The organism is Desulfocurvibacter africanus subsp. africanus DSM 2603 (genome assembly GCF_000422545.1).
Lineage (GTDB): Bacteria > Desulfobacterota > Desulfovibrionia > Desulfovibrionales > Desulfovibrionaceae > Desulfocurvibacter > Desulfocurvibacter africanus.
The window spans coordinates 61,317-81,693 of record NZ_AULZ01000013.1 but is presented as its reverse complement, the minus strand read 5'-3'; the positions used below and the strand labels follow the sequence as shown (position 1 = coordinate 81,693).

17 protein-coding genes are annotated in these 20,377 nt (G+C 61.7%); 11 read left to right on the top strand and 6 right to left on the bottom strand.

Annotated features, from left to right (window positions below):
* The first annotated feature begins 177 nt into the window (after positions 1 to 177).
* Entirely contained in the window at positions 178 to 1,062 is an 885-nt protein-coding gene (locus H585_RS0110255; protein ID WP_027367755.1) for an ABC transporter substrate-binding protein, read from the top strand.
* On the top strand, positions 1,059 to 1,775 hold the full coding sequence (cobI, locus tag H585_RS0110250) for a precorrin-2 C(20)-methyltransferase (protein ID WP_027367754.1): 717 nt from the start codon (positions 1,059 to 1,061) through the stop codon (positions 1,773 to 1,775). Before H585_RS0110255 ends, cobI begins: the two co-directional genes overlap by 4 nt.
* Before the next feature lie 241 nt (positions 1,776 to 2,016).
* On the opposite strand, the gene H585_RS0110245 is transcribed toward cobI, so the two are convergent.
* On the bottom strand, positions 2,017 to 3,216 hold the full coding sequence (locus H585_RS0110245; protein ID WP_027367753.1) for an aspartate aminotransferase family protein: 1,200 nt from the start codon (positions 3,214 to 3,216) through the stop codon (positions 2,017 to 2,019).
* 14 nt (positions 3,217 to 3,230) lie between these two features.
* A complete protein-coding gene (dut, locus tag H585_RS0110240) occupies positions 3,231 to 3,719 on the bottom strand; it encodes a dUTP diphosphatase (protein WP_027367752.1) in 489 nt (162 codons plus the stop codon).
* 278 nt (positions 3,720 to 3,997) lie between these two features.
* On the opposite strand from dut, the gene glgP reads away from it, so the two are divergent.
* Entirely contained in the window at positions 3,998 to 6,571 is a 2,574-nt protein-coding gene (gene glgP / locus H585_RS0110235; protein WP_014258386.1) for an alpha-glucan family phosphorylase, read from the top strand.
* A 266-nt stretch (positions 6,572 to 6,837) separates the two neighbouring features.
* On the opposite strand, the gene H585_RS0110225 is transcribed toward glgP, so the two are convergent.
* Complete coding sequence (locus H585_RS0110225) at positions 6,838 to 7,365, bottom strand: type 1 glutamine amidotransferase domain-containing protein (RefSeq protein WP_014258387.1); 528 nt, start codon at positions 7,363 to 7,365, stop codon at positions 6,838 to 6,840.
* Positions 7,366 to 7,904: 539 nt separating this feature from the next.
* Between H585_RS0110225 and H585_RS0110215 the strand changes: the two genes are divergently transcribed.
* A complete protein-coding gene (locus tag H585_RS0110215) occupies positions 7,905 to 9,740 on the top strand; it encodes a methyl-accepting chemotaxis protein (protein WP_027367750.1) in 1,836 nt (611 codons plus the stop codon).
* Between the two features lie 252 nt (positions 9,741 to 9,992).
* On the opposite strand, the gene H585_RS0110210 is transcribed toward H585_RS0110215, so the two are convergent.
* Complete coding sequence (locus tag H585_RS0110210) at positions 9,993 to 10,457, bottom strand: Spy/CpxP family protein refolding chaperone (protein WP_027367749.1); 465 nt, start codon at positions 10,455 to 10,457, stop codon at positions 9,993 to 9,995.
* Between the two features lie 286 nt (positions 10,458 to 10,743).
* Here H585_RS0110210 and H585_RS0110205 point away from each other — a divergent pair, with 286 nt between their 5' ends.
* From H585_RS0110205 to prxU, 4 genes are all read left to right on the top strand, one after another.
* On the top strand, positions 10,744 to 11,025 hold the full coding sequence (locus tag H585_RS0110205) for a type II toxin-antitoxin system HicB family antitoxin (RefSeq protein ID WP_027367748.1): 282 nt from the start codon (positions 10,744 to 10,746) through the stop codon (positions 11,023 to 11,025).
* The gene (locus H585_RS0110200) at positions 11,018 to 11,236 is read left to right on the top strand and encodes a type II toxin-antitoxin system HicA family toxin (RefSeq protein WP_027367747.1); all 219 of its coding nucleotides are present in this window, start codon (positions 11,018 to 11,020) and stop codon (positions 11,234 to 11,236) included. The genes H585_RS0110205 and H585_RS0110200 overlap by 8 nt, the downstream gene beginning before the upstream one ends.
* Positions 11,229 to 13,598, top strand: a complete 2,370-nt coding sequence (hypF, locus tag H585_RS0110195) for a carbamoyltransferase HypF (RefSeq protein WP_027367746.1) — start codon at positions 11,229 to 11,231, stop codon at positions 13,596 to 13,598. Before H585_RS0110200 ends, hypF begins: the two co-directional genes overlap by 8 nt.
* Positions 13,599 to 13,819: 221 nt before the next feature.
* Positions 13,820 to 14,566: a thioredoxin-dependent peroxiredoxin gene (prxU, locus tag H585_RS22540; RefSeq protein ID WP_081678646.1), complete on the top strand. Its 747-nt coding sequence runs from the start codon at positions 13,820 to 13,822 to the stop codon at positions 14,564 to 14,566.
* Positions 14,567 to 14,874: 308 nt separating this feature from the next.
* On the opposite strand, the gene H585_RS0110180 is transcribed toward prxU, so the two are convergent.
* The gene (locus H585_RS0110180) at positions 14,875 to 16,164 is read right to left on the bottom strand and encodes a hypothetical protein (protein ID WP_027367743.1); all 1,290 of its coding nucleotides are present in this window, start codon (positions 16,162 to 16,164) and stop codon (positions 14,875 to 14,877) included.
* Between the two features lie 226 nt (positions 16,165 to 16,390).
* Here H585_RS0110180 and H585_RS0110175 point away from each other — a divergent pair, with 226 nt between their 5' ends.
* Both H585_RS0110175 and msrB read left to right on the top strand, forming a co-directional pair.
* Positions 16,391 to 17,614, top strand: a complete 1,224-nt coding sequence (locus H585_RS0110175; protein ID WP_027367742.1) for a hypothetical protein — start codon at positions 16,391 to 16,393, stop codon at positions 17,612 to 17,614.
* Positions 17,615 to 17,913: 299 nt separating this feature from the next.
* Entirely contained in the window at positions 17,914 to 18,375 is a 462-nt protein-coding gene (gene msrB, locus H585_RS0110170) for a peptide-methionine (R)-S-oxide reductase MsrB (protein WP_027367741.1), read from the top strand.
* A gap of 147 nt (positions 18,376 to 18,522) precedes the next feature.
* Here msrB and H585_RS0110165 read toward each other — a convergent pair whose 3' ends face one another.
* The gene (locus H585_RS0110165) at positions 18,523 to 19,200 is read right to left on the bottom strand and encodes a hypothetical protein (RefSeq protein WP_027367740.1); all 678 of its coding nucleotides are present in this window, start codon (positions 19,198 to 19,200) and stop codon (positions 18,523 to 18,525) included.
* Positions 19,201 to 19,516: 316 nt separating this feature from the next.
* Between H585_RS0110165 and H585_RS0110160 the strand changes: the two genes are divergently transcribed.
* Positions 19,517 to 20,299 (top strand): fumarylacetoacetate hydrolase family protein, encoded by a 783-nt coding sequence (locus H585_RS0110160; protein WP_005982840.1) that lies wholly within the window; start codon positions 19,517 to 19,519, stop codon positions 20,297 to 20,299.
* The last annotated feature ends 78 nt before the right edge of the window (positions 20,300 to 20,377 follow it).

Here is a 20,377-nt window from a genome sequence, read left to right as displayed (position 1 = left end):
GGAGGAACCGCTGGCATCAGACCGGCTCGGGGCTGGATTGCACACACGGTTTTGATCCCCACCCCGTGGGAGCGGCTTTTTCGCCGTTTCGGCGGAAAAGCAGCTCCCACACATCGGGGGGTCTGGGGGAGTCGTTACTCCCCCAGCCGCCGGAGGCATATTCTCTTCGCTTTAATCTTGGCCATTGTACTGCTGACGGCACCGGCGGCTTGGGCTGGGCCGGTCATCGTGGACGACCTGGGGCAGCGGGTGGAGCTGGCAGCGCCGGCGCGGCGAGTGATCCCGCTATATAGCGGCCTGGGCGAGATTGTTTCGGCCATGGGCTTGGGCGAACGCCTCGTGGCCCGCACCAATGTGGATAACTGGCCGACCGAAGCCCTGGCCAGGCCTTCCATTGGCACGCACATGCGCCCCAACATGGAGTTGATGCTGGGACTCAAGCCCGACCTGGTGTTGCAGCTTGCTGGCCGCGATGCGGCGCTGCAATCCGTGGAGGCAGTGCGCAACCACGACATCCCCGTGGCGGTCTTTGTCATCGACGATTTCGCCTCGCTCTTCACGGCCATGGAGCGCATTGGCATACTGCTGGGCGCGGAGGATGCGGCAAGGCAGGAAACCGCCCGCATCCAGGCCAGACTGGCGGCAGTGGATAAAGCCGTGGAAGGCGTGCAGCGCCCATCGGTTTTTTTCGAGGTGCGCTATCCCAACCTGCTGGCCGCGGGCAAGGATTCCATGGTCTCGGAAATCATCCGCCGCGCAGGCGGCGAGAACGTCGTAGCGCAGGGCAAAAAGCTCGTGCGCCTGAGCGAGGAAGTCCTGGTCGGTCTGAATCCCGAAGTCTATCTGGTGCAACAAGGCCCCATGAATCCCGCGCCGCCACACCCGTCCGGCCGCAGCCATTTCCGTACTCTGGCCGCCGTGCGTTCCGGCCGCGTGCTCATGGTGGACGAGGCCCTATACTCCCGGCCCGGTCCACGCAGTGTGCAGGCCGTGGAAGAACTTGCCACCTTCCTGCACCCGGACCGTTTCCCCAAACCATCTAGCAACAAAGACAGCAAGTGAGCACAAGCAAAGGCCTTCTCCATGCAGTGGGCGTTGGTCCCGGCGATCCGGACCTGATAACTCTCAAGGCCATCCGCGCCCTTAATGCGGCCGACGTGGTTTTCGCCGCGGCCTCGCCCAAGAACGACCATTCCCTGGCCCTGTCCATCGCCGCCGCGCATCTCAAGCCGAGCGTGCCCGTGGTGCGCCTAGACTTTCCTATGACTCGCGATGCCGAAGTGCTGTCGCGAGCCTGGGAAACCAACGCCCGCACGGTGCTGGAAGCCCTGAATGCCGGCAAGGATGCAGTCTTCCTGACTCTGGGCGATCCCATGACCTACTCCACCTGCGGCTACCTGCTGCGCACCCTGCGCGAAATGGACCCGGCCGCGCGTGTGGAGATCGTGCCCGGCGTGACCTCCTACCAGGCCGCCGCAGCCCTGGCCGGGCAAACCCTGGCCGAGTCGGGCGAAAGCTTCATCGTCCTGTCCGGCATTCGCGACGCCGAGGATTTGCAGCGCGGCCTGGAAGTGGCCGAGAACGCAGTGATTCTCAAAGCTTACCGCAACTTCCCGGCCATCACGCAGGCCCTGCGACGCACGGGTGCGCAGGATTCGGCCCTGCTGGTCAGCCAATGCGGCCTGCCGGGCCAGTCCGTGCACCGAGGCCTGGACCAGTGCCCCGAACAGCCGCCCTACCTTTCGCTGCTGTTGGTCAAACGCGGCAAGTCCTAGGCGGCTTCAAAAGGCGGATATGGCCCGGCGGTTGTAGACTTGTGGTTCCCAACTGCCGGAGCTTGACCGTGTCTTTGTCGCTGCACACCGACAAATCAACCATCATGGGTGAATAAAAACGATCGGGCCAGCCGGTTCCTCTGGCTGGCCCGAAAATTCGCGGGTCCAGGGCCGCGTCGGCCCTGGTGGGTGAGGGTTCGGGAGAGGGCAAAGCCCTCTCCCGGTTATTCGCTTGGCGAGCTTAAACGCTACGCAATAGTTCAGTCAGGGTCTGCGCAAAAGCATCCAGGTCGGCACGGTCGATGGTCAGGGCCGGCAGAAGCCGGAGCACCTTGTCCTGGGTCAGGTTGCACACGAAACCCTGATCCAGCAGGCTCTTCCAGATCCCCGCACCGGGGAAGTCCAGCTCGATGCCGATCATCAGCCCCATGCCGCGCACCTCACGGACCTTGCCGGGGCAGGCCTTGGCCATGTCGCGGAACAGGCCCTGGGCGTAGCTGCCCAGCTCGGCGGCGCGCTCGTCCAGCCGATCGCGCTGCATGATCTCCACGACCTTGTCGGCCGCGGCCGCCACCAACGCGCCGCCGCCGAAGGTAGTGGCGTGGGTGCCTGGGACGAAACCGCAGGCGATCTCGGACGAGGCCATCATGGCGCCCATGGGCAGGCCGTTGGCCAAGGCCTTGGCCGTGGTGAAGATGTCGGGCGTCAGGTCGAAGTGCTGATGGGCCCAGAAGCGGCCCGTGCGGCACAGGCCCGCCTGCACCTCATCGACCATGAACAGCACGCCGCGCTCGCGGCAAAGCCGCTGGACGGCCTGGGCGTATTCGGCGGCCATGGGTCGGATGCCGCCCTCGCCTTGGACGATCTCCACGAGCACGCCGGCCGTGCGCTCGTTGATGGTGGCCGCCAGGGCTTCAATGTCGCCCCAGGGCGCGGTGACGAATCCTCCGGGCATGGGCTCGAAGCCCTGCTTGAACTTGGCCTGGCCCGTGGCCGCGACCATGGCCAGGGTTCGGCCGTGAAAGGAGCCCGAGAGTGTGACAATTTCGTACGCGTCGCGTCCGCGCACCGTGCGCATGGCCCGCCGGGCCAGCTTGCAGGCGGCTTCGTTGGCTTCGGCCCCAGAGTTGCAAAAGAACACGCGACCGGCCGTGCAGGTGGACAGCAGCCGCTCGGCCAGGGCCACCTGCTCCTGCTGGTAGAAAAGGTTGCTCACGTGAATGAGCTTGTCGGCCTGGGCCTTTATGACCTCCACCACCTCGGGGTGGCCGTGGCCTAAGCTGGTCACGGCGATGCCCGAGAGCAGGTCCACGTACTCGCGACCGTCCAGGTCCCACAGACGGCTGCCCTTGGCTCTGGCCACGGCCAAGGGATAGCGGCCGTAGGTGGAGCAGACGGCTGCGTTGTCGCGGGCCTTGAGGGTCTCGAAAGTGCTGCTCATGGCGCATGCCTCCATCAGAGTGTTCCAGTATGGCCGAAGCCGCCCGAACCACGCCGGGTCGACGTCAGCTCGTCCACGATGCTCAGGCGCGCGGCGAAGTATGGAAGGAAGAGGAGCTGCGCCATGCGCTCGCCGCGCGCGATTCTGCGCTCCTCGCCCGAGGTGTTCAGCAGCCAGACCGTGACTTCGCCGCGATAGTCCGGGTCGATGACGCCAACGCCCTGGGCCACGGAGAGTCCGTCGCGCGCGCCCAGGCCGCTGCGCGAGAAAACGAAGCCGGCCAGGCCGGGCTGCTCGATTTCGATGGCCAAGCCCGCAGGCACGGCCGCGCGGCCACCGGCCGGTATGATCAGCTCGGGCTCGTCGATGCACGCGCGCAGGTCCAGGCCGGCCGAGCACTCCGTGGCGTAGGCCAGGGCATGCTCCCGCCAGACGGAGTGAAGGAACTTGACCTTGACTCCTACCGTGGGGCAACGTGATGGATTCGGCGAGCTGTGCGGCATTGGGCGGGCTCCTTGGCTGGGCCGGATGGCGATAAACCACAGATCCGGCGCGAAACCGGGAACGCATGGCAATAGGCCAGGGTTGTGTAAAATGCAAGCCATCGCGGCTAGTTCCGGCGCAGCCTTGCCTTTTTTACCCGCCGCTGGCAGAAAACGATACAATTGAAATGGCGAATCTTCGCTGACAGTTTGGCAAAACAAGCAGGCCGCCAGACCCATGAGAACTGAAACTCTGACATAACAGCGGCAGCGCATAATATTTTTCCGAGGAGTCGATAATGCGTCCACTTCGTTCCTTCAGCGTGGTAGCCAAGCTCCCGCCGAATCTTGCCCCCATGTGGGAACTGGCCTACAATTTCCTGTTCTCCTGGAACGACCAGATCGCCGATCTGTTCTCCCAGATCGACCAGCGCCTGTGGCGCGAGAGCGACGGCAACCCCGTGGCCTTCCTGAACAGCCTGCCCCAGATGACCTTGGACATACTGGCTCAGGACCGCTTCTTCCTTGCGCGGCTGAATGACCTGCTCGCCTCCCTGCGCCAGTACGTGGCCAAGGACCAGCCGACCATCAACTTCCCGCATAAGGCCGAGGACAAGCCGGTGGTGGCCTATTTCAGCGCCGAGTACGGCCTGGACCTGTCGCTGCCCGTATACTCCGGCGGCCTTGGCATCCTGGCCGGCGACCACCTCAAGTCCGCCAGCGACCTGAACGTCCCCCTGGTGGCCGTGGGTCTGTGCTACCAGCAGGGCTATTTCCGCCAATACCTCACGCCCGACGGCTGGCAGCAGGAGCGTTATCCGACTTACGATTTCGAGCAGTTGCCCATATCCCCGGTTCAGGACCAGGCTGGCCACCCCGTGCTCATTGAAGTGGATCTGCTGGGCGAAAAACTCAGGGCGCGCATCTGGAAAGCCCAGGTCGGCCGCGTTTCCCTGTACCTGCTGGACTCGAATATCGGCGATAATCCGCCGCATCTGCGCGGCGTCACGGCCCGGCTGTACGGCGGGGACCTGGAGATGCGCCTGCGCCAGGAGATCCTGCTCGGCGTCGGCGGCATCCGCGCCCTGTGGGCCATGGGCCTGGAGCCCAAGGTCATCCATATGAACGAGGGCCACTCGGCCTTCGCCGGCCTGGAACGCATCCGGGTGTTCATGAGCCAGCATAGCCTGTCCTTCGAGGCGGCCATGGAACTGGTGGCCTCCTCCTCGGTCTTCACCACGCATACGCCGGTGCCAGCGGGCAATGACCGCTTCCCGCCCGAGCTCATGCAGCGCTACTTCGATCCCTACGCGCGCCAGATCGGCCTGGCCTGGAAGGTCTTCATGGCCCTGGGCCGCGAGGACCCGCGCGACGACGGCGAGTTCTTCTGCATGACCGTGCTGGCTTTGCGGCTGTCGCGCTTCAGCAACGGCGTGAGCAAGCTGCACGGTCATGTGTCGCGAAACATGTGGAAGCGCGTCTGGCCCCAGTACCCGGTGGAGGACGTGCCCATCGGAGCCATCACCAACGGCGTGCACATGCCCACCTGGGTGGCCTACGACATGGCCCTGCTCTACGACCGCTATCTGGGACCGACTTGGAAGGAGGACCCGGACTGCGACCGCGTGTTCAAGCTGGCCGATACCATTCCCGAATCGGAGCTGTGGCGCACCCATGAACGCCTGCGCGAGCGGCTTATCGATTACGTGCGCTACCGCCTGCGCGAACAGCTCAAGCGCAAGGGCGCGCGGGCCAAGGAACTCGAGGCCGCGGACAGCGTGCTCAATCCCCAGGCCCTGACCATATGCTTCGCCCGCCGGTTCGCCACCTATAAGCGCGCCAACCTGCTGTTGCAGGACAGGGAGCGGCTGCTGCGCATCCTGAACGACAGCGAGCAGCCCGTGCAGATGGTCTTCGCCGGCAAGGCCCACCCTCACGACAACGAGGGCAAGAAGATCATCCAGCAGATCGTGCAGCTCTGCCGCATGCCAGAGCTGCGCAACAAGCTCGTGTTCATCGAGGACTACGACATGATCCTGGCCAAGCACCTGGTCCAGGGTGGCGACGTGTGGCTCAACAACCCGCGTAGGCCTCTGGAGGCCTGCGGCACCAGCGGCATGAAGGCCATGGCCAACGGCATGCTCAACCTGAGCGTGCTGGACGGCTGGTGGGACGAGGCTTACCAGCCGGACAACAGCGTGGGCTTCGCCATCGGCAAGGGCGAGGAGTACGACGACCTGGCCTACCAGGATTTCGTGGAGAGCCAGACTTTGTACAATGTGCTTGAGACCGAGGTCATCCCGGACTTCTACGACCGCGCCCACGACAGCCTGCCGCGCAACTGGATCAAGCGCATGAAGAAGGCCCTGGTGGAGCTTGGCCCGGTGTTCAATGCCCATCGCATGGTCGAGGAGTACAGCTGGCGCACGTACGCGCCGGCCTACGAGAACTACAAGCGGCTGGTGCGCGACAATTTCCAGCCGGCCAAGGACCTGGCAGCCTGGCGTATGGATCTCATGACCAAGTGGAGCCAGATCCGCATTCGCAACGTGCGCGCCGCGGCCGGGGACCAGATCCACGTCAAGCAGCCGCTGGTGGTGGAGGCCGAGATATTCCTGGACGGCCTGCGGCCCGAGGACATCCAGGCCGAAATCTACGCCGGCCCGTTGACCCAGGACGGCCAGTTCGCCCAGCGCACCACCACGATCATGCGCAACGAAGGCCTTGCCCAGGACGGCTGGCATCTCTACCGAGGCCAGACCATGCCGGGCGAGGCCGGACGCTTCGGCTTCACCATGCGCATCCTGCCGCATCATCCGTTGCTGCTGGATCCGCATTCATTGGGGCTTATCCGCTGGGTGGACGCACAGTAGAGCCTGAAACGAATCCGATCACGGGCGGGGCCGCAGGGCCCCGCCTTTTTTTGCGCCTTCCGGATAGAGCATTTTGCTTTTGAAAATGCTCTGCAAGCCATGCGTCGGCATGGCTTGCCGCCGCGTAGGCGTAGGCGCAATTCACTTGCGCCGTCAACGCCGGAGCGGGCGTCTTAAAAGCAATCTGCTCTAAAAAAGAACGAAAGTGGGCGAGCAAGATTTGCTACGGGTTGTTCGCCAGGCTCTCTTCCCGCAAGCCGGACAACTCACCTGCCTAGCTTTTTCATCATCTCACGATTGAAGGCCGGTATGTCGTTCGGGTTGCGCGAGAACACGTAATTGCCTTCCACCACGACCTCCTGGTCCTTGACCGTGGCTCCGGCCTTTTTCAACTCAGGCTGCACTTCGCTGTAGGCCGTGGCTGTCTTGCCCTGCATAAGGCCGGCCGAGATGAGGATCTGCGGGCCGTGGCAAATGGCCGCGATGGGCTTGTGCTTGGCGTCGAAGGCTTTTGCAATCTCCTGCACTTCCTTGATGTCGCGCAGCTTGGACGGCGCCTTGCCGCCAGGCAGAAAGAGCAGGTCGTAGCCGTCCAGGCCGTCCATGGAGATGTCCTTGACGCCCAAGTTGGCCTCCACCTCGTAGCCGTGCTTGCCCTTGACCTTGCCTTTGCTGGGCGCGGCCACGTCCACCTGTAGGCCCTCCTCTTTGAGCCGGTACATGGGCGCCAGCAGTTCGGTATCCTCGAATTCGTCGGCGGTAATTATGAGCACCTTCTTGCCGGATACGGCCATGGTTAACCTCCTGGGGTTTGGGATAACTCGAGTGATCAGCCCTAGTTTATCCCATAGCGGCTGCCATCAGGCAACCCGGCCATTGGATTTGAATCGCACTGATCATCCCGAGAGCATGAAATTTGGTATTCTTCAGATACGTTCAAAAAACCAAGCTGACGTAGTAATCTTCATTATCAGGCCAGCTAATATCGAGTTTTCCTCTATCTTGAGACAAGACCTGGCCTTGACGACTTCCGTCTCGGTGCGAGTCTACATATATATTTTAATGACTTAAGAGCTAATGAACAGGCTGTGACATTTTCAGCAAATAGAGGTTAATAAGTCTAGTCATTAAGGTACATTTTTTACAATGTCTTGCTCTTTACCTGCTTTAGCCATTCAGATTATACCCACTCCAGCCACCCAAAAGCGCAATTTTTTTTCGCTTGATAAGCGGAAAACCCCATGCGTGCATGCAATAGCATTCATGCATTCCACTCATGACTAAAATGAGTGGGCAATCAGTCTTATAATACGCATTATCGGGAGACGCACAGATGACTATTATGAAAACATTTATGGCCGTTTGCGGCGGTGCATGCCTGCTGGCCATCACAACCCTCATCTTGGTCGTCAACTACGACCTAGGCAACGAAATTGAAGAACAATATCGACAGAAAGCGGAAGTGCTTCTCTACAGCATGAAGGCCGTACGCTCGCATGTGGGAGGAGTCGTGCGCCCCGAGGCGACAAAACTTCTGGAAAAGGAAGACTTCGTCACTGAACTCCAATCGACTTCTTTCGCGGCCAACGGAGTGTTTTCCCGCATCCCCGAACCAATGAAGCACGGCATCACCTTCCGCACCGTGTCGACCAAGCCCCTCAATCCGACCAACAGGGCGACATCGGTTGAGGCCGAGCTCATCGGCCTTCTGGACCGCATGCATGCCGACAATCAAAAAGAGCTGATCTGGAAAGGCGTAAAGAGCATCAAGGGTATTGATACCTATGTCATAGCCGTGGGCGAGGCCAACAAGAAGAGTTGCCTGCCTTGTCACTCCAGGCCAGAAGATGCGCCCAAGTCGCTGCGCGGCAAGTACGCCTTTGACAGCCCGCACCGGTTGGAAAACAGGGTCGAAACCGCGGAGGTGGCCTATATCCCCCTTTCGACCGTGAGCGCTACCGTCATGAAATCCAGTCGGACGCTGCTTTTCATCGGACTTGCGGGCATAGCGACGGTCCTGGCGGCCATGTACCTGAGCTTCTCGAAGCTGGTGGGCAGCCCCCTGGCGCGTCTGGAGCGCTACGCCGCCAAGGTGGACGCGGGCAACCTGGACGCTTCCGCCGAGGGCGCGTTCCGCGCCGAGCTTGGCAGGCTCAAGCAGTCCATGGAGCGCATGGTCGATTCGCTCAGGCACAAAGTTCGTGAAAGCTCCCAGAAGGAAGAGGAAGCCCGACTCCACGCCCAGCAGGCCGAGGAAAACCATAAGGCAGTCACCGTGGCGCGCGAGCAGGCCCAGGCCGCGCATAGGGAAGGCCTGCGCACGGCGGCATCCAAGCTCATGACCATCACCGAGCGTATCCGCAAGAATGCCGGCGGGCTCACGAACCAAGTTAATCGCGCCGTCCAAGGCGCGCAGGATCAGCAGCACCGGCTGGAGGAGGCCGCCTCCACGGTGGAGGAGATCAACGCCTCGGTGCTGCAGGTGGCGGCGGATGCACGCGAGGCCGCGAACAGCTCCGAAGACACCAAGCGCAAAGCCCTCGAGGGCGCGGAAATCGTCAACCGCTCCGTGGAAGCCATCAACATGGTCAACAACATGGCTGCCTCGCTCAAGGGCAACATGACCGAATTGGGCGGCAAGGCCGAGGCCATTGGCCAGGTCATCGGGGTCATCAACGACATCGCGGACCAGACCAATCTGCTGGCCCTCAACGCCGCCATTGAAGCGGCCAGGGCCGGCGATGCGGGCCGAGGTTTCGCCGTGGTGGCTGACGAGGTGCGCAAGTTGGCTGAGAAGACCGTGGTGGCCACAAAGGAAGTTGCCGAGCACATCAAGGGAATCCAGGCAGCCGCGCGGCTGAATGTAACCGGCGTGGACCAGGCCAAGTCGGCCGTGGATGCCGCCACCGAGTTGGCCGGTTCATCTGGTCATTCCTTGTCGGCCATACTGACCCTGGCGGGCGGCTCGGCCGGCCGGGTACAGGACATTGCCGCCGCAGCCAACCAGCAGGCCGTGGCCACCGATAACGTACGGGCAACCCTTGAGAAAATCAGCCAGACCGCAGCGGACTACGCATCGGGCATGGCCGAGTCGGCCAAGGCCGCCATGGCGCTGGATACCATGGCCGAGGAATTGCGCACTCTCATCCACGAGTTGGAAAAGGATTAGAGCATTTTGCTTTTGAAAATGCTCTGCAAGCCATGCGTCGGCATGGCTTGCCGCTAGCTTCGGCGTAGGCGCAATTCACTTGAGCCTACGCCGGAGCGGGCTTCTTAAAAGCAATCTGCTATAGAATAAACCAAGAAAGCCGCCCGGTGGGAATCCACCGGGCGGCTTTCTTGCGGTATAGAGGCTTGGGGAGGATGGATCGAAAATCGTCTCGTCAGCCAGAACTCTCTGGCCTAGATGAACTGCCTTCGGTTAACAGCCGCCGCGCATCATGCCGCGCCCGCCTCGGGGACCGTTGCCGCCGCCGAAACCGCCGCAGTTGCCGTAGGCAGCGGGCAGGCCTTCCTTCTGCAGAGCGGCGCGGAAGGCTTCGCGCTGCGTGTACTGCTTAGCACGCAGGTCCTTGAGCTCGTTCACGAGCTGGGTGATGCGCTCGGGCTTGGTGTTCGGGTTCTGGGCAAGCGCATCCAACTCGGTCCTTTTGGCCCAGATATCCTGCTGCAGAGCAAAGCCTTTCTTCTGGTGCTCGGCGAACAGGGCATCAAACTTCTGCTGCTGCTCCGGGGTCAGGTTCTGGGCTTGGCCGGCGCCGTATCCAGGGCAGTTGCCCGGACCCCATCCGCCACGACCCACGCCGGGCTGGGCAAAAGCCAGGGCCGCGGTGATCAGCACGGCCAGTCCGCTGAGGACAACGATGCGCATGGTCTTGGTATTCATAGCTCCACTCCTTTAGCTTCCTGCGGTTTTTTCCGCTTGCTGTTGCCTTCATTAAGCAGAGAGCGTGCCATTTTGTTTGTTTAAATTATAACAGCAGCTTGCAGATAGATTTTTCTGGGTTTATTTTTGGCTTGTGCAGTTTAATGCACAAATGCATTAAATCCATTGCACAAGTGCAAGATTATTGCACAATGGATTTCAGCTTCTTCTCGCGGTTAGGACGTCCAGGTTGCCCTTGTTGCCGGGGATGGCTATTTAGTCCGAGCAGCGCATGGAGGAAATACCCATGATCAAGGCAGGCTTCCGCGAATACACCAAGGCCCTGTTGCGCACGGCCGACTACGTGCGCGACGCGCAGTGCGGCTGCGTGGTGGCGCATGTGCCCCTGCTGCCCGGCTGCATCACCCAAGCCGAGACGTTCGAGGATGCGCGCGACAACCTTATCGACGCCATGGAGCTGTGGATTCTCAACGGGCTCATGCACGGCGAAATCATGCCCGAGGTCGGCGGCATCTGCCTGGGTGCCTGTGCCTGCGAACTGGAAGAATGCGAGACCGGGGATGGCTGAACTGGTGCCGCTTTCCCGCCGGGAGCTGGTGCGCAAGCTGCGCCGCCTTGGCTTCGAGGGCCCCTACTCCGGTGGGCGGCATGCCTTCATGCTCGGCCGTGAAAAACGAGCCGTCATCCCCAATCCCCATGGCGGGGACATCTCTCCGGCCTTCATCCGCGAATTTCTCAAGCAGACCGGCATAGACGCCGAGAAATGGACATATGCCTGATATCGCGACCGACAACACAGCCAGGCGACGCTTCACCGTCACCGGTCAGGTGCAGGGCGTGGGCTTCCGCCCCTTTGTCTTCCGTCTGGCCCACGAGCTGGGACTGACCGGCAGCGTGCGCAACACGCCCGAGGGAGTGGCCGTGGAGGTGCAGGGCACACCCGAGGCCGTGGAAGTTTTCGGTCGCGACCTGCAAGGCAAGCTGCCGCCCCTGGCGCGCATTGTTGGACTGACACAACAGGAGCTGGAGCCCGAGGCCGGGGAACAGGAGTTCCGCATCCTGGCCTCCACAGCTGGTCACGGCCATCAGGTGCTCATCTCGCCCGATACGGCCACCTGCGCCGACTGCCTGGCGGACATGCGGGACCCGTCCAACCGCCGCCAATTGTATCCATTCACCAACTGCACCAACTGCGGTCCGCGCTACACCATCACCCGTTCCATTCCCTACGACCGGGCCACGACCTCCATGGCCTGCTTCCCCCTGTGCGACGCCTGCCGGGCCGAGTACGAGAATCCCCTGGACCGGCGCTTCCACGCTCAGCCCAACGCCTGCCCGGAGTGCGGCCCAAAGGTCTGGCTCACGGACAGGGACGGCCGGAACATGGCCGAGCGCGACGAGGCCATGCGCCGGCTGGCCGAGGCCCTGGCCGAAGGGCTGGTCTGCGCGATCAAGGGTCTGGGCGGCTTCCACCTGGCCTGCGACGCGACCAGCGCCATGGCCGTGGCCGTCCTGCGCGAGCGCAAGAATCGGCGCGGCAAGCCCCTGGCGGTCATGGTCCCGAACCTGGACACGGCCCGACGGCTGGCGGAAATCAACGCGGAAGAGGAACGCTGGCTGACGGGCAAGGAGCGGCCCATCGTGCTGCTGCGCCGCAGGCCCGACAGCCAGCTGGCGGCCGACATCTCGCCGGACACGCAGTTCATCGGCGTCATGCTCCCCTACACGCCGCTGCACCATGTGGTTTTTCATCATCTGCAAGGCCGCGTGGACCTGCCGGCTCTGGTCATGACCTCGGGCAATTTCAGTTCCGAGCCCATCAGCATCGGCAACCGCGAGGCCCTGCGCAGGCTGGCGGACATCGCCGACCTGTTCCTGCTGCACGACCGTGACATCCTCATCCGCACCGACGATTCGGTCCTGCGCGTGCTGCCGACGGGCAAACCGCAGTTCCTGCGCCGCGCGCGCGGCTTCACGCCCACTCCGATCTTTCTCGCCGGTAAAAGCCCGTCCGTGCTGGGATTGGGGCCGGAACTGAAAAACACTTTATGCGTGACCAAGGACGACCAAGCCTTCGTGAGCCAGCACATCGGGGACATGGAAAACCTGGAGACACTCGGATTTCATCACGAGATCCGGCAGCATCTCGTGTCCATTCTGCAAACCTCGCCCGTGGCTCTTGTGCGCGACCTGCACCCGGACTACCTGACCACGGCTTATGCCCTTGAGCAACGCGAACTGCCCGTGCTGACCCTGCAACACCATTTCGCACATGCCTTCTCGGTACTGGCCGAACACCGCCATCAGGGTCCGGCCCTGGCCCTGGCCCTGGACGGAACAGGCTTTGGCGAGGACGGCACCCTGTGGGGCGGCGAGGCCTTGTTCGTGGATACGCAGACCCTGGAACGCAAGCGGCTCGGCCATTTCGCACCGGCCCCGCTACCCGGCGGCGAGGCGGCCATCCGCGAGCCCTGGCGCATCGCCCAGGCTTACCTGTGGGCCTGCGGCATCACCACGCCGGACAAGAAGCCATGGCCGTGGCTTGCGGAACACGCGCAGGCCAGCGCATTCGTGGCGCGCATGCTGGAGCGCGACGTGAACTGCCCGCGCAGCACGAGTTGCGGCCGGCTGTTCGACGCGGTCTCGGCCCTGCTGGGGCTCAAGCTGAAAATCGACTACGAGGGCCAGGCAGCCATCGTTCTGGAGCAGGCCCAGGACCAAAACGTCAGTGCGGAATCCAGAGGCTATGCCTGCCCCCTGCTGCCAAGTCCGCTGGCTCCGGACGAGTCCACGATGCTCGATACGCTGACCCTGTTCCGGGCCGTGCATGAGGATTTCCAGGCTGGCGTTCCGACCGGGACCATCAGCCGCCGTTTCCACCTGGGGCTCATCGAGGGCCTGGCCGAACTCGCGTCTTCATTGGCCGAGCGCACCGGCGTGCGCACCGTGGCCCTGAGCGGCGGGGTCATGCTGAACCTGACCATGGCCACGCTGCTGCCCGAGGCCCTGGCTCGACGCGGGCTCACCCCGCTATCCCATGAGCAGCTCCCGCCGGGCGACGCCTGCATCTCCCTGGGCCAAGCCGCCTGGGGCCGCCGAGCCGTGGAGCTGGGCCTGCTCCGCCATCCGCCGCAGCCGTAGGGCTGTCCCCACAAGAGCCGGGGGCTTGCTCTTTCCGTACATGGCCCTGGCCGCCCACTCTCCGTTTATTACCAGTTTGTGTTCACTGTGGCCGATGCGTGGTAGTCTGGTCGTCCATTCGCCTATAGCAAGGAGGTACGACCATGAAGCGCATCTCGATTCTGCTAACGGCTACGCTGGCTGTCGCTCTGCTCTTGGGCGGCGGGGATCTACGCTTGGCCATGGGCCAGGCAAAGCCGCCCCAAAAAGCAGGCAAGGATTCGGTAAGCTGCATTGCGCCAGCAAAAGGGCCGATTTCGCCTCAAGGCGAGCCTGCGCAGGCGGGCGACGCCAATGCAACATCAGACGGCCTTCCGGTGATGCAAGCCCGAGTGGGCAAGCCCGCCCCGGACTTCGAGGCCAATGCGTTCCACAAGGGTGAGTTCAAGAATATCAAGCTATCTGATTATAAAGGCCAGTGGGTAGTGCTCTGCTTCTATCCGGGCGATTTCACCTTTGTTTGACCTACTGAACTGACCGCGGTTGCGGTCGTATATGACAAGCTCCGCCAGATGGGTGCCGAGGTGCTCGCAGTGAGCACCGACAGCCGCTTCACACATAAAATATGGCAGACGGACGAACTCTCCAAGATGGTCAAAGGCGGTGTGCCTTATCCCATGCTCTCGGACGCGGGAGGCCGCATCGGCCAAGTCTATGGCGTTTATGATGACGCGTCGGGCGTGGACATCCGGGGCAGGTTCATTATCGATCCGGATGGCGTCATCCAGGCCCAGGAGGTGTTGACGCCATCCGTTGGGCGCAATCCCTCTGAATTGCTTCGTCAATTGGCCGCGTTCGAGCTTGTGCGCGAGACCAGCAAGGCCACGCCCTCTGGCTGGCAGCCAGGCAGGCCGACGCTGACCCCAGGGCCGGATCTTGTGGGGAACGTATGGAAGGAGTGGAAGCCGGAGATGGCTTTTAGCCGCTAGCTACTATCATTGCGGCTCGATCTGCAGAAGAGGGTTGCGGTCACTCATTCTAAGTCAGGCAAACAAGCTGGACCGCAGCATCTAGAGTAGATTGCTTTTAAGACGCCCGCTCCGGCGTTGACGGCGCAAGTGAATTGCGCCTACGCCTACACGGCGGCAAGCCATGCCGACGCATGGCTTGCAGAGCATTTTCAAAAGCAAAATGCTCTAAACGCAATCCCTTCTGCAGTATTCACACCTGCATTGAAATCGATACAGGCTACAAAGCCTCTCCTATCTCTGAACCAGCTCGATCTCTTTGCAAGCGATCATGCCTTGCCATGCCAGCGCTCCATGTGCCGCCGGTGCGTCTCCAGATAAGCACCGGGCTTGAAGTGCGTGTCATAGAACTCCAGCTCCAGGTGGTGCGCCTGCAGGTACATGTGGCAGTACATGCTCGGGACCGTTGCCGGGAATCGGCCAAAGGTGTCCAGCACGTATTGGGCCTGTAACGCCACGCACTCGCGGAAGGCCTTGTCGTGAACCTGCGCGCTGCCTCGTACGCGGGGCGTGTCCCTGAACGGGCCGGGCGTATCCGGGTTGTAGGGACCGCCGGGTCCGAACTTGCGCTCGCAGAAGGCCTCCACGGCCGCGCGCATGTCCGGGTAATGCGGCGGGCAGAAACCCTCCATGACCCCCATCAGTCCAGTCGGGTTTGGCATCGGCCAGCGCGGGTCCGCATCGAAGCGGAAGCCCAGGCCCGGAGCCTCGGCCTCTCCGCTCGCGCCGAGCACCGCGAAAGGATTCAGGCCGTTGAACATCCAGCCGCCCAGGCCCATGGCCTGGAGCATGAGCGCGCCGGCATAACAAGCCGTGGAGATCTCGACCGTGGCCTCGGCCATGGTCATCTGATCGAGAAACGAAAGGGGCAGGGTTTCTTTAAGATCAGCCAGGTTGGCGAAACGCTCAAGACCCGGCACGCTGCGCTTATGCAGATCATCATGGATGACCTGCCCGTTTTGCAGATAGTAGCACAGGTTGGCGATGGTGTGCTGAGCCAGATCGGCCACCGGGATAACCAGCAGCGTTCCGGGGCGGTTGGCCACCCAGGTGTTGTGACCCTCGAAGTACGGAGGACGCGGCGGAAGGATCATCCTGGCGTCGGCGAGCTTGCGCACGCGGCTCTTGTGCGCAGCCAGGAGGTCTTCCAGGTCCAGAGAGCCGTCCTCATCCTTCTCGGCCAGGGCCGGGGCATCGCGCGTCGGCAGAAAAAACAACCCGCTGTCGTCGGTGAAGAATATCTCGCTCGTATGGAATCCGGCCCCCGAGGGAAAGGTTCGCCCGCCGGCCGCCCCGGCATAGTTGGACAAGTGCGGGGCGTAGAGCTTGTGGCGGTAGATGAGGTTGTGCCAGCCCGTGTTGCCGCCCACGGCCGTGACCACGAGCATGGTCTCCAAATCGCTGAGCGGCATTGGCTCATGGCCGGATTTATAAGCCAGCGGCCCGTCCGGGATTTCCGCGCCCAACGGAAAACGCCGCGAGCGACGACCCAGCAGAGCCTGCACGAGCGGAAAGGAGAGAGCTTCTCCGAATCCCGGCGGCATCCCATTCTTAGCCATCTTGCACCTCTTGTCCCACAAGCCGCAATAAAGAATCACAAAGCCCATGAAACCAGAGGAGCGGCCACTACGAAAGTATTTTCATGGCCTGTGGTCAAACTCGGACAGTCAGGTCAGTGTAAGTCCGATGCTCCTTTCGGAGCGTGTCCTATGGTTGTGTACAGTGTTCCGGCATAAAAAAGAAAGTTGTGATCCCGCTGGAACCGACAACCGTCAGGAGGTTCAAATGGCCTTCAATCCTTTCAAGGAAAAGGGACTGCCCGCCGAGAAGCAGTATACCAACTGGAATACTCTTAATGTGAAGCCGTATGATAAAGGAGCGATAGACCCCTATACCCGCTGCCGAATCATTCTCGTCAACGGAGCTGAGTTCGAAGCCAACTGGTTCGGCCACAGCTGGGCCCGCCACTGCGACGATCCCGAAGCCAAGCGGCAGATCGCCATGACGCGCAGGCTGGAGCAGATGCAGCAGAAGATGATCAGCGCTCTTATTCCAGCCAACGAGTCCGTCCTGGAGCACACCATAGGCTACGAGCAGGTGGCCGTGGACCTGACGGCCTGGCTGGCCAGGCATGAGCCAGATCCGCTGGTCAAGGCCGGCCTGGATTTCGCCTTGCTGGAAGATTTCGACCACCTGTACCGCTATGCCAACCTGCTGGAGATGCGACAGGGCATCAAGGCTGAAACCCTGGTGGGCAAGTATACCGAGATCATCCCCGGCCGGCCGACCATCGTCGAGCATCGCCATCCCTTCGACGACGTGCGCAACCACTATGACGCCACCAAGGCGGATATCCGCACCAAGCTGAACTCCATGACCATTGTGGCCGCCGAGCAGCAGACCATGAACTACTACATGAATCAGGCCAACAGGCTTGAGGACACCGTGGGCCGCGGGCTGTACTCCGAAATCGGCATGATCGAGGAGCAGCACGTCACTCACTACGAATCACTGCTGGATCCCACCCTGTCCTGGAACATGATGCATGTCATGCACGAGTACAACGAATGCTACCTGTACTGGTCGTGTATGCAGACCGAGTCGGATGCGCGCATCAAGAAAATCTGGGAGAACCACCTGGAGATGGAGATCGGCCATCTGCATGCTGCGGTGGAGCTCATGAAGCGCGTGGAAGGCAAGGATCCTGTGAGCGAATTCCCGAACGCCTTCCCCGAGCCCCTGACCTTCGAGAGCAACGTGGATTACGTGCGCAACATACTGGCCGAGCAGGAAAACCTGACCGCCAACCTGGCCGACTACGTGCCTGTATCCAGCCTGCCCAAGGACCACAGATACTTCCAGGTCCAGCAGATCATCAACGATGGCGGCACGCCGTCCCAGCAGGTCATCACCGAGCACATCGAGAAGATGGGCCAGGACTACCGCTGGGAGCTGGCCGGCGCCCATCCGGTGGAGCGCCTGCGCGAGCGCGAACGGGCCGTGGCGTAAACACGGATTGGACACGACGGAGCGGTCCGGGAAGGTCCGCCCAACTCGAGGGTGATTCACACCTTTGAGCCCGTTTAAGCTGAATTATCAGGACAGGACTTCGAGCGCCTGATAGAGTGTATGGGAGCGGGTCTTGCCCGCTCCCTTATTCCGATGCGATGCTCGGCTTGGAGCCGGACGCATCGCCCGCGCATTCCCTGGCGACCGTTTCCCCATGTCCGGGATGGATGCGCATGCTGGAGGGCGAGCCATGAAAGGCTCGCCCTCCTATTCATGACGATAACCGACCGGAGGTGGATATGGCGTCGAGAAAGCCCTCAGCCGATTATACACGGCCGAGCGAATCCGAACTGCGCGAGAAGCTGACTCCCCTGCAGTTCCGGGTCACCCAGGAAGAGGGCACCGAACTGCCCTTCAAAAACGAGTACTGGGACAACAAGCGCGAAGGCATCTACGTTGATGTCGTCTCAGGCGAGCCCCTGTTCAGTTCCAAGGACAAGTACGATTCGGGCACGGGCTGGCCGAGTTTCTGCAAACCACTGGAGCCCGAAAACATCGTCGAACGGGTTGACGACAAGCTGCTCATGCGCCGCATCGAGGCTCGCAGCAGGCATGGCGATTCTCACCTGGGCCATGTCTTCCCCGACGGCCCGGCTCATACGGGTCAGCGCTACTGCATGAACTCCGCCGCCCTGCGCTTCATCCCCAAGGAGGAACTGGAGCGGGAGGGCTACGGCGAGTACCGGAAGCTTTTCGAGTAGACGGCTGTCGCACCCGAGTCTGTAGAGCAGATTGCTTTTAAGACGCCCGCTCCGGCGTTGACGGCGCAAGTGAATTGCGCCTGCGCCGAAGCTAGCGGCAAGCCATGCCGACGCATGGCTTGCAGAGCATTTTCAAAATCAAAAGCTCTACCCGCCGGCCGGCGTTAGTATTTTCGCAGTGCCCAGGCCGCCCTTTATTCTAGCTTGGGGATCGGCCAGGATGTTGAAGGAGTCGAGAAACTCCAGGGCCTTGTCCGTGGGAAAATCGTAGTCGCCGGCAGTGAAGCGCGTCATGTAAAGTGTCGGACCCAGGTTGTAGTAACGAGCAAGGGTGCGCGATTCGGCTGGTTCGCGCAGTATGAACTCTCTGCCTTCGTTGCCTCGAAACCAGATGGTTCGCTCTTTTGTGGTGCTCCCCTCAAGGCGCTCCTCGGTTGAGCGCACGGCCCGGCGCAGCACGAGTTCGGTCATGCTGTTACGGTTGTGCGTTACAAAGCCCGCAAAATACTCCCAGTCACCCTTTTTCAGGATATAGGACTCACCTTTGGTGCCTTCCTCGGCATTGGTGCGAGCCTTGGGTTGCTCCGGAAACCAGATCTCGAAGGCACCCGCGGCTGAAACAAAATTGGCCTTGCCGTTGGGTTCGTGCGTGGTGCGCCCAGTAGACTCAACCCCTGCGCTCGTGTCTTGCCCCACCGCCTCTGGACCGGCCATCTCCGCTCCGCAGCCCACCAGGAGCAACGCCGCGAATCCCGCCACGCAGAACGCGAGGAACGGCTTCATGATCACCTTGCCTTCATACGGCAGAATTCCTTCGCGACGCATGCTCTCCCTCCCTGTTGCGGACCAGGCGATCACGACTGTTAACTGACTGTTGAAAAAGCCGTCCTGGCTTTTTTCAACTCCGGATGCTTCGCATCCGGCGGGCCATCCTAGCCCGCACAGCCTGTTTTTCAACAGGCTGTTAAGCCTATCATATAGGCATACTAGAGTCAGCCGAATCCGATGCAAGGAGTTTCTCTCTCTCGAGGGAACATACAGAGCCCTGAAATCAGGGCCGGAGTTAGACTTTAACGGCAACCCCTGCTATTTCTTGATTCTTGTGCGCCGAAACGGCCAACCATCAACCAGGCGGGTTGCCATGCGAGTGCTTCGCGTCCAATACAACAATCACACTTTCTACGCCTCCTTGCACGGCGATGAGCTCATGTGCCTCAACAAAGCCCTGGGCCTCAATCAACCCATCCCGCTACGCGAAGTGGCCGTGGTCCCGCCGGTCATGCCCACAAAGATTGTCTGCTCGGCGATCAACTATCGCAGCCATGCGCAGGAGATGCAAAAGAACGTGCCGGACGAACCGGTCATCTTCCTCAAGCCGCCATCCTCGATCATCGGGACCGGCATGCCCATCATCTTGCCGGCCATGTCCAACCGCGTGGACCATGAAGCCGAGCTGGCCGTGGTCATGGGCAAGGCCTGTCGCAATCTGGAGCCCGACGAGGTTGCGGAGCACATCTTCGGCTATGCTTGCGCCAACGACGTAACCGCCCGGGACCTGCAGAAAAAAGACGGTCAGTATGGCCGAGCCAAAGGCTTCGACAGCTTCTGCCCAATCGGCCCCTGGATTGAAACCCAGGTGCCCGATCCAAGGAACCTGGCCATCGCGGCGCGCGTGAACGGCAACCTCATTCAGCAGGGTAATACACGGGACATGCTCTTCCCGCCTTTCGAGCTGATCAGCCATATCTCCAAAGTCATGACCCTGCAGCCTGGCGATGTGGTGCTCACGGGCACTCCGGAAGGCGTCGGGCCTTTGCGCCACGGCGACGAAGTGCGCGTGGAGATCGAAGGCGTGGGTATCCTCATCAACAGGGTCGTTGCCGAGAAGGCCGGAGAGAGCGAGAAGGAAACTCCCATGCAGTAGGCGATATGCTTGCCAAGCTCTCCCGGATGAGTTAAATATCCCCGCTTTCAAATCGCACGCCCCGTTGTAAGCCCAGGG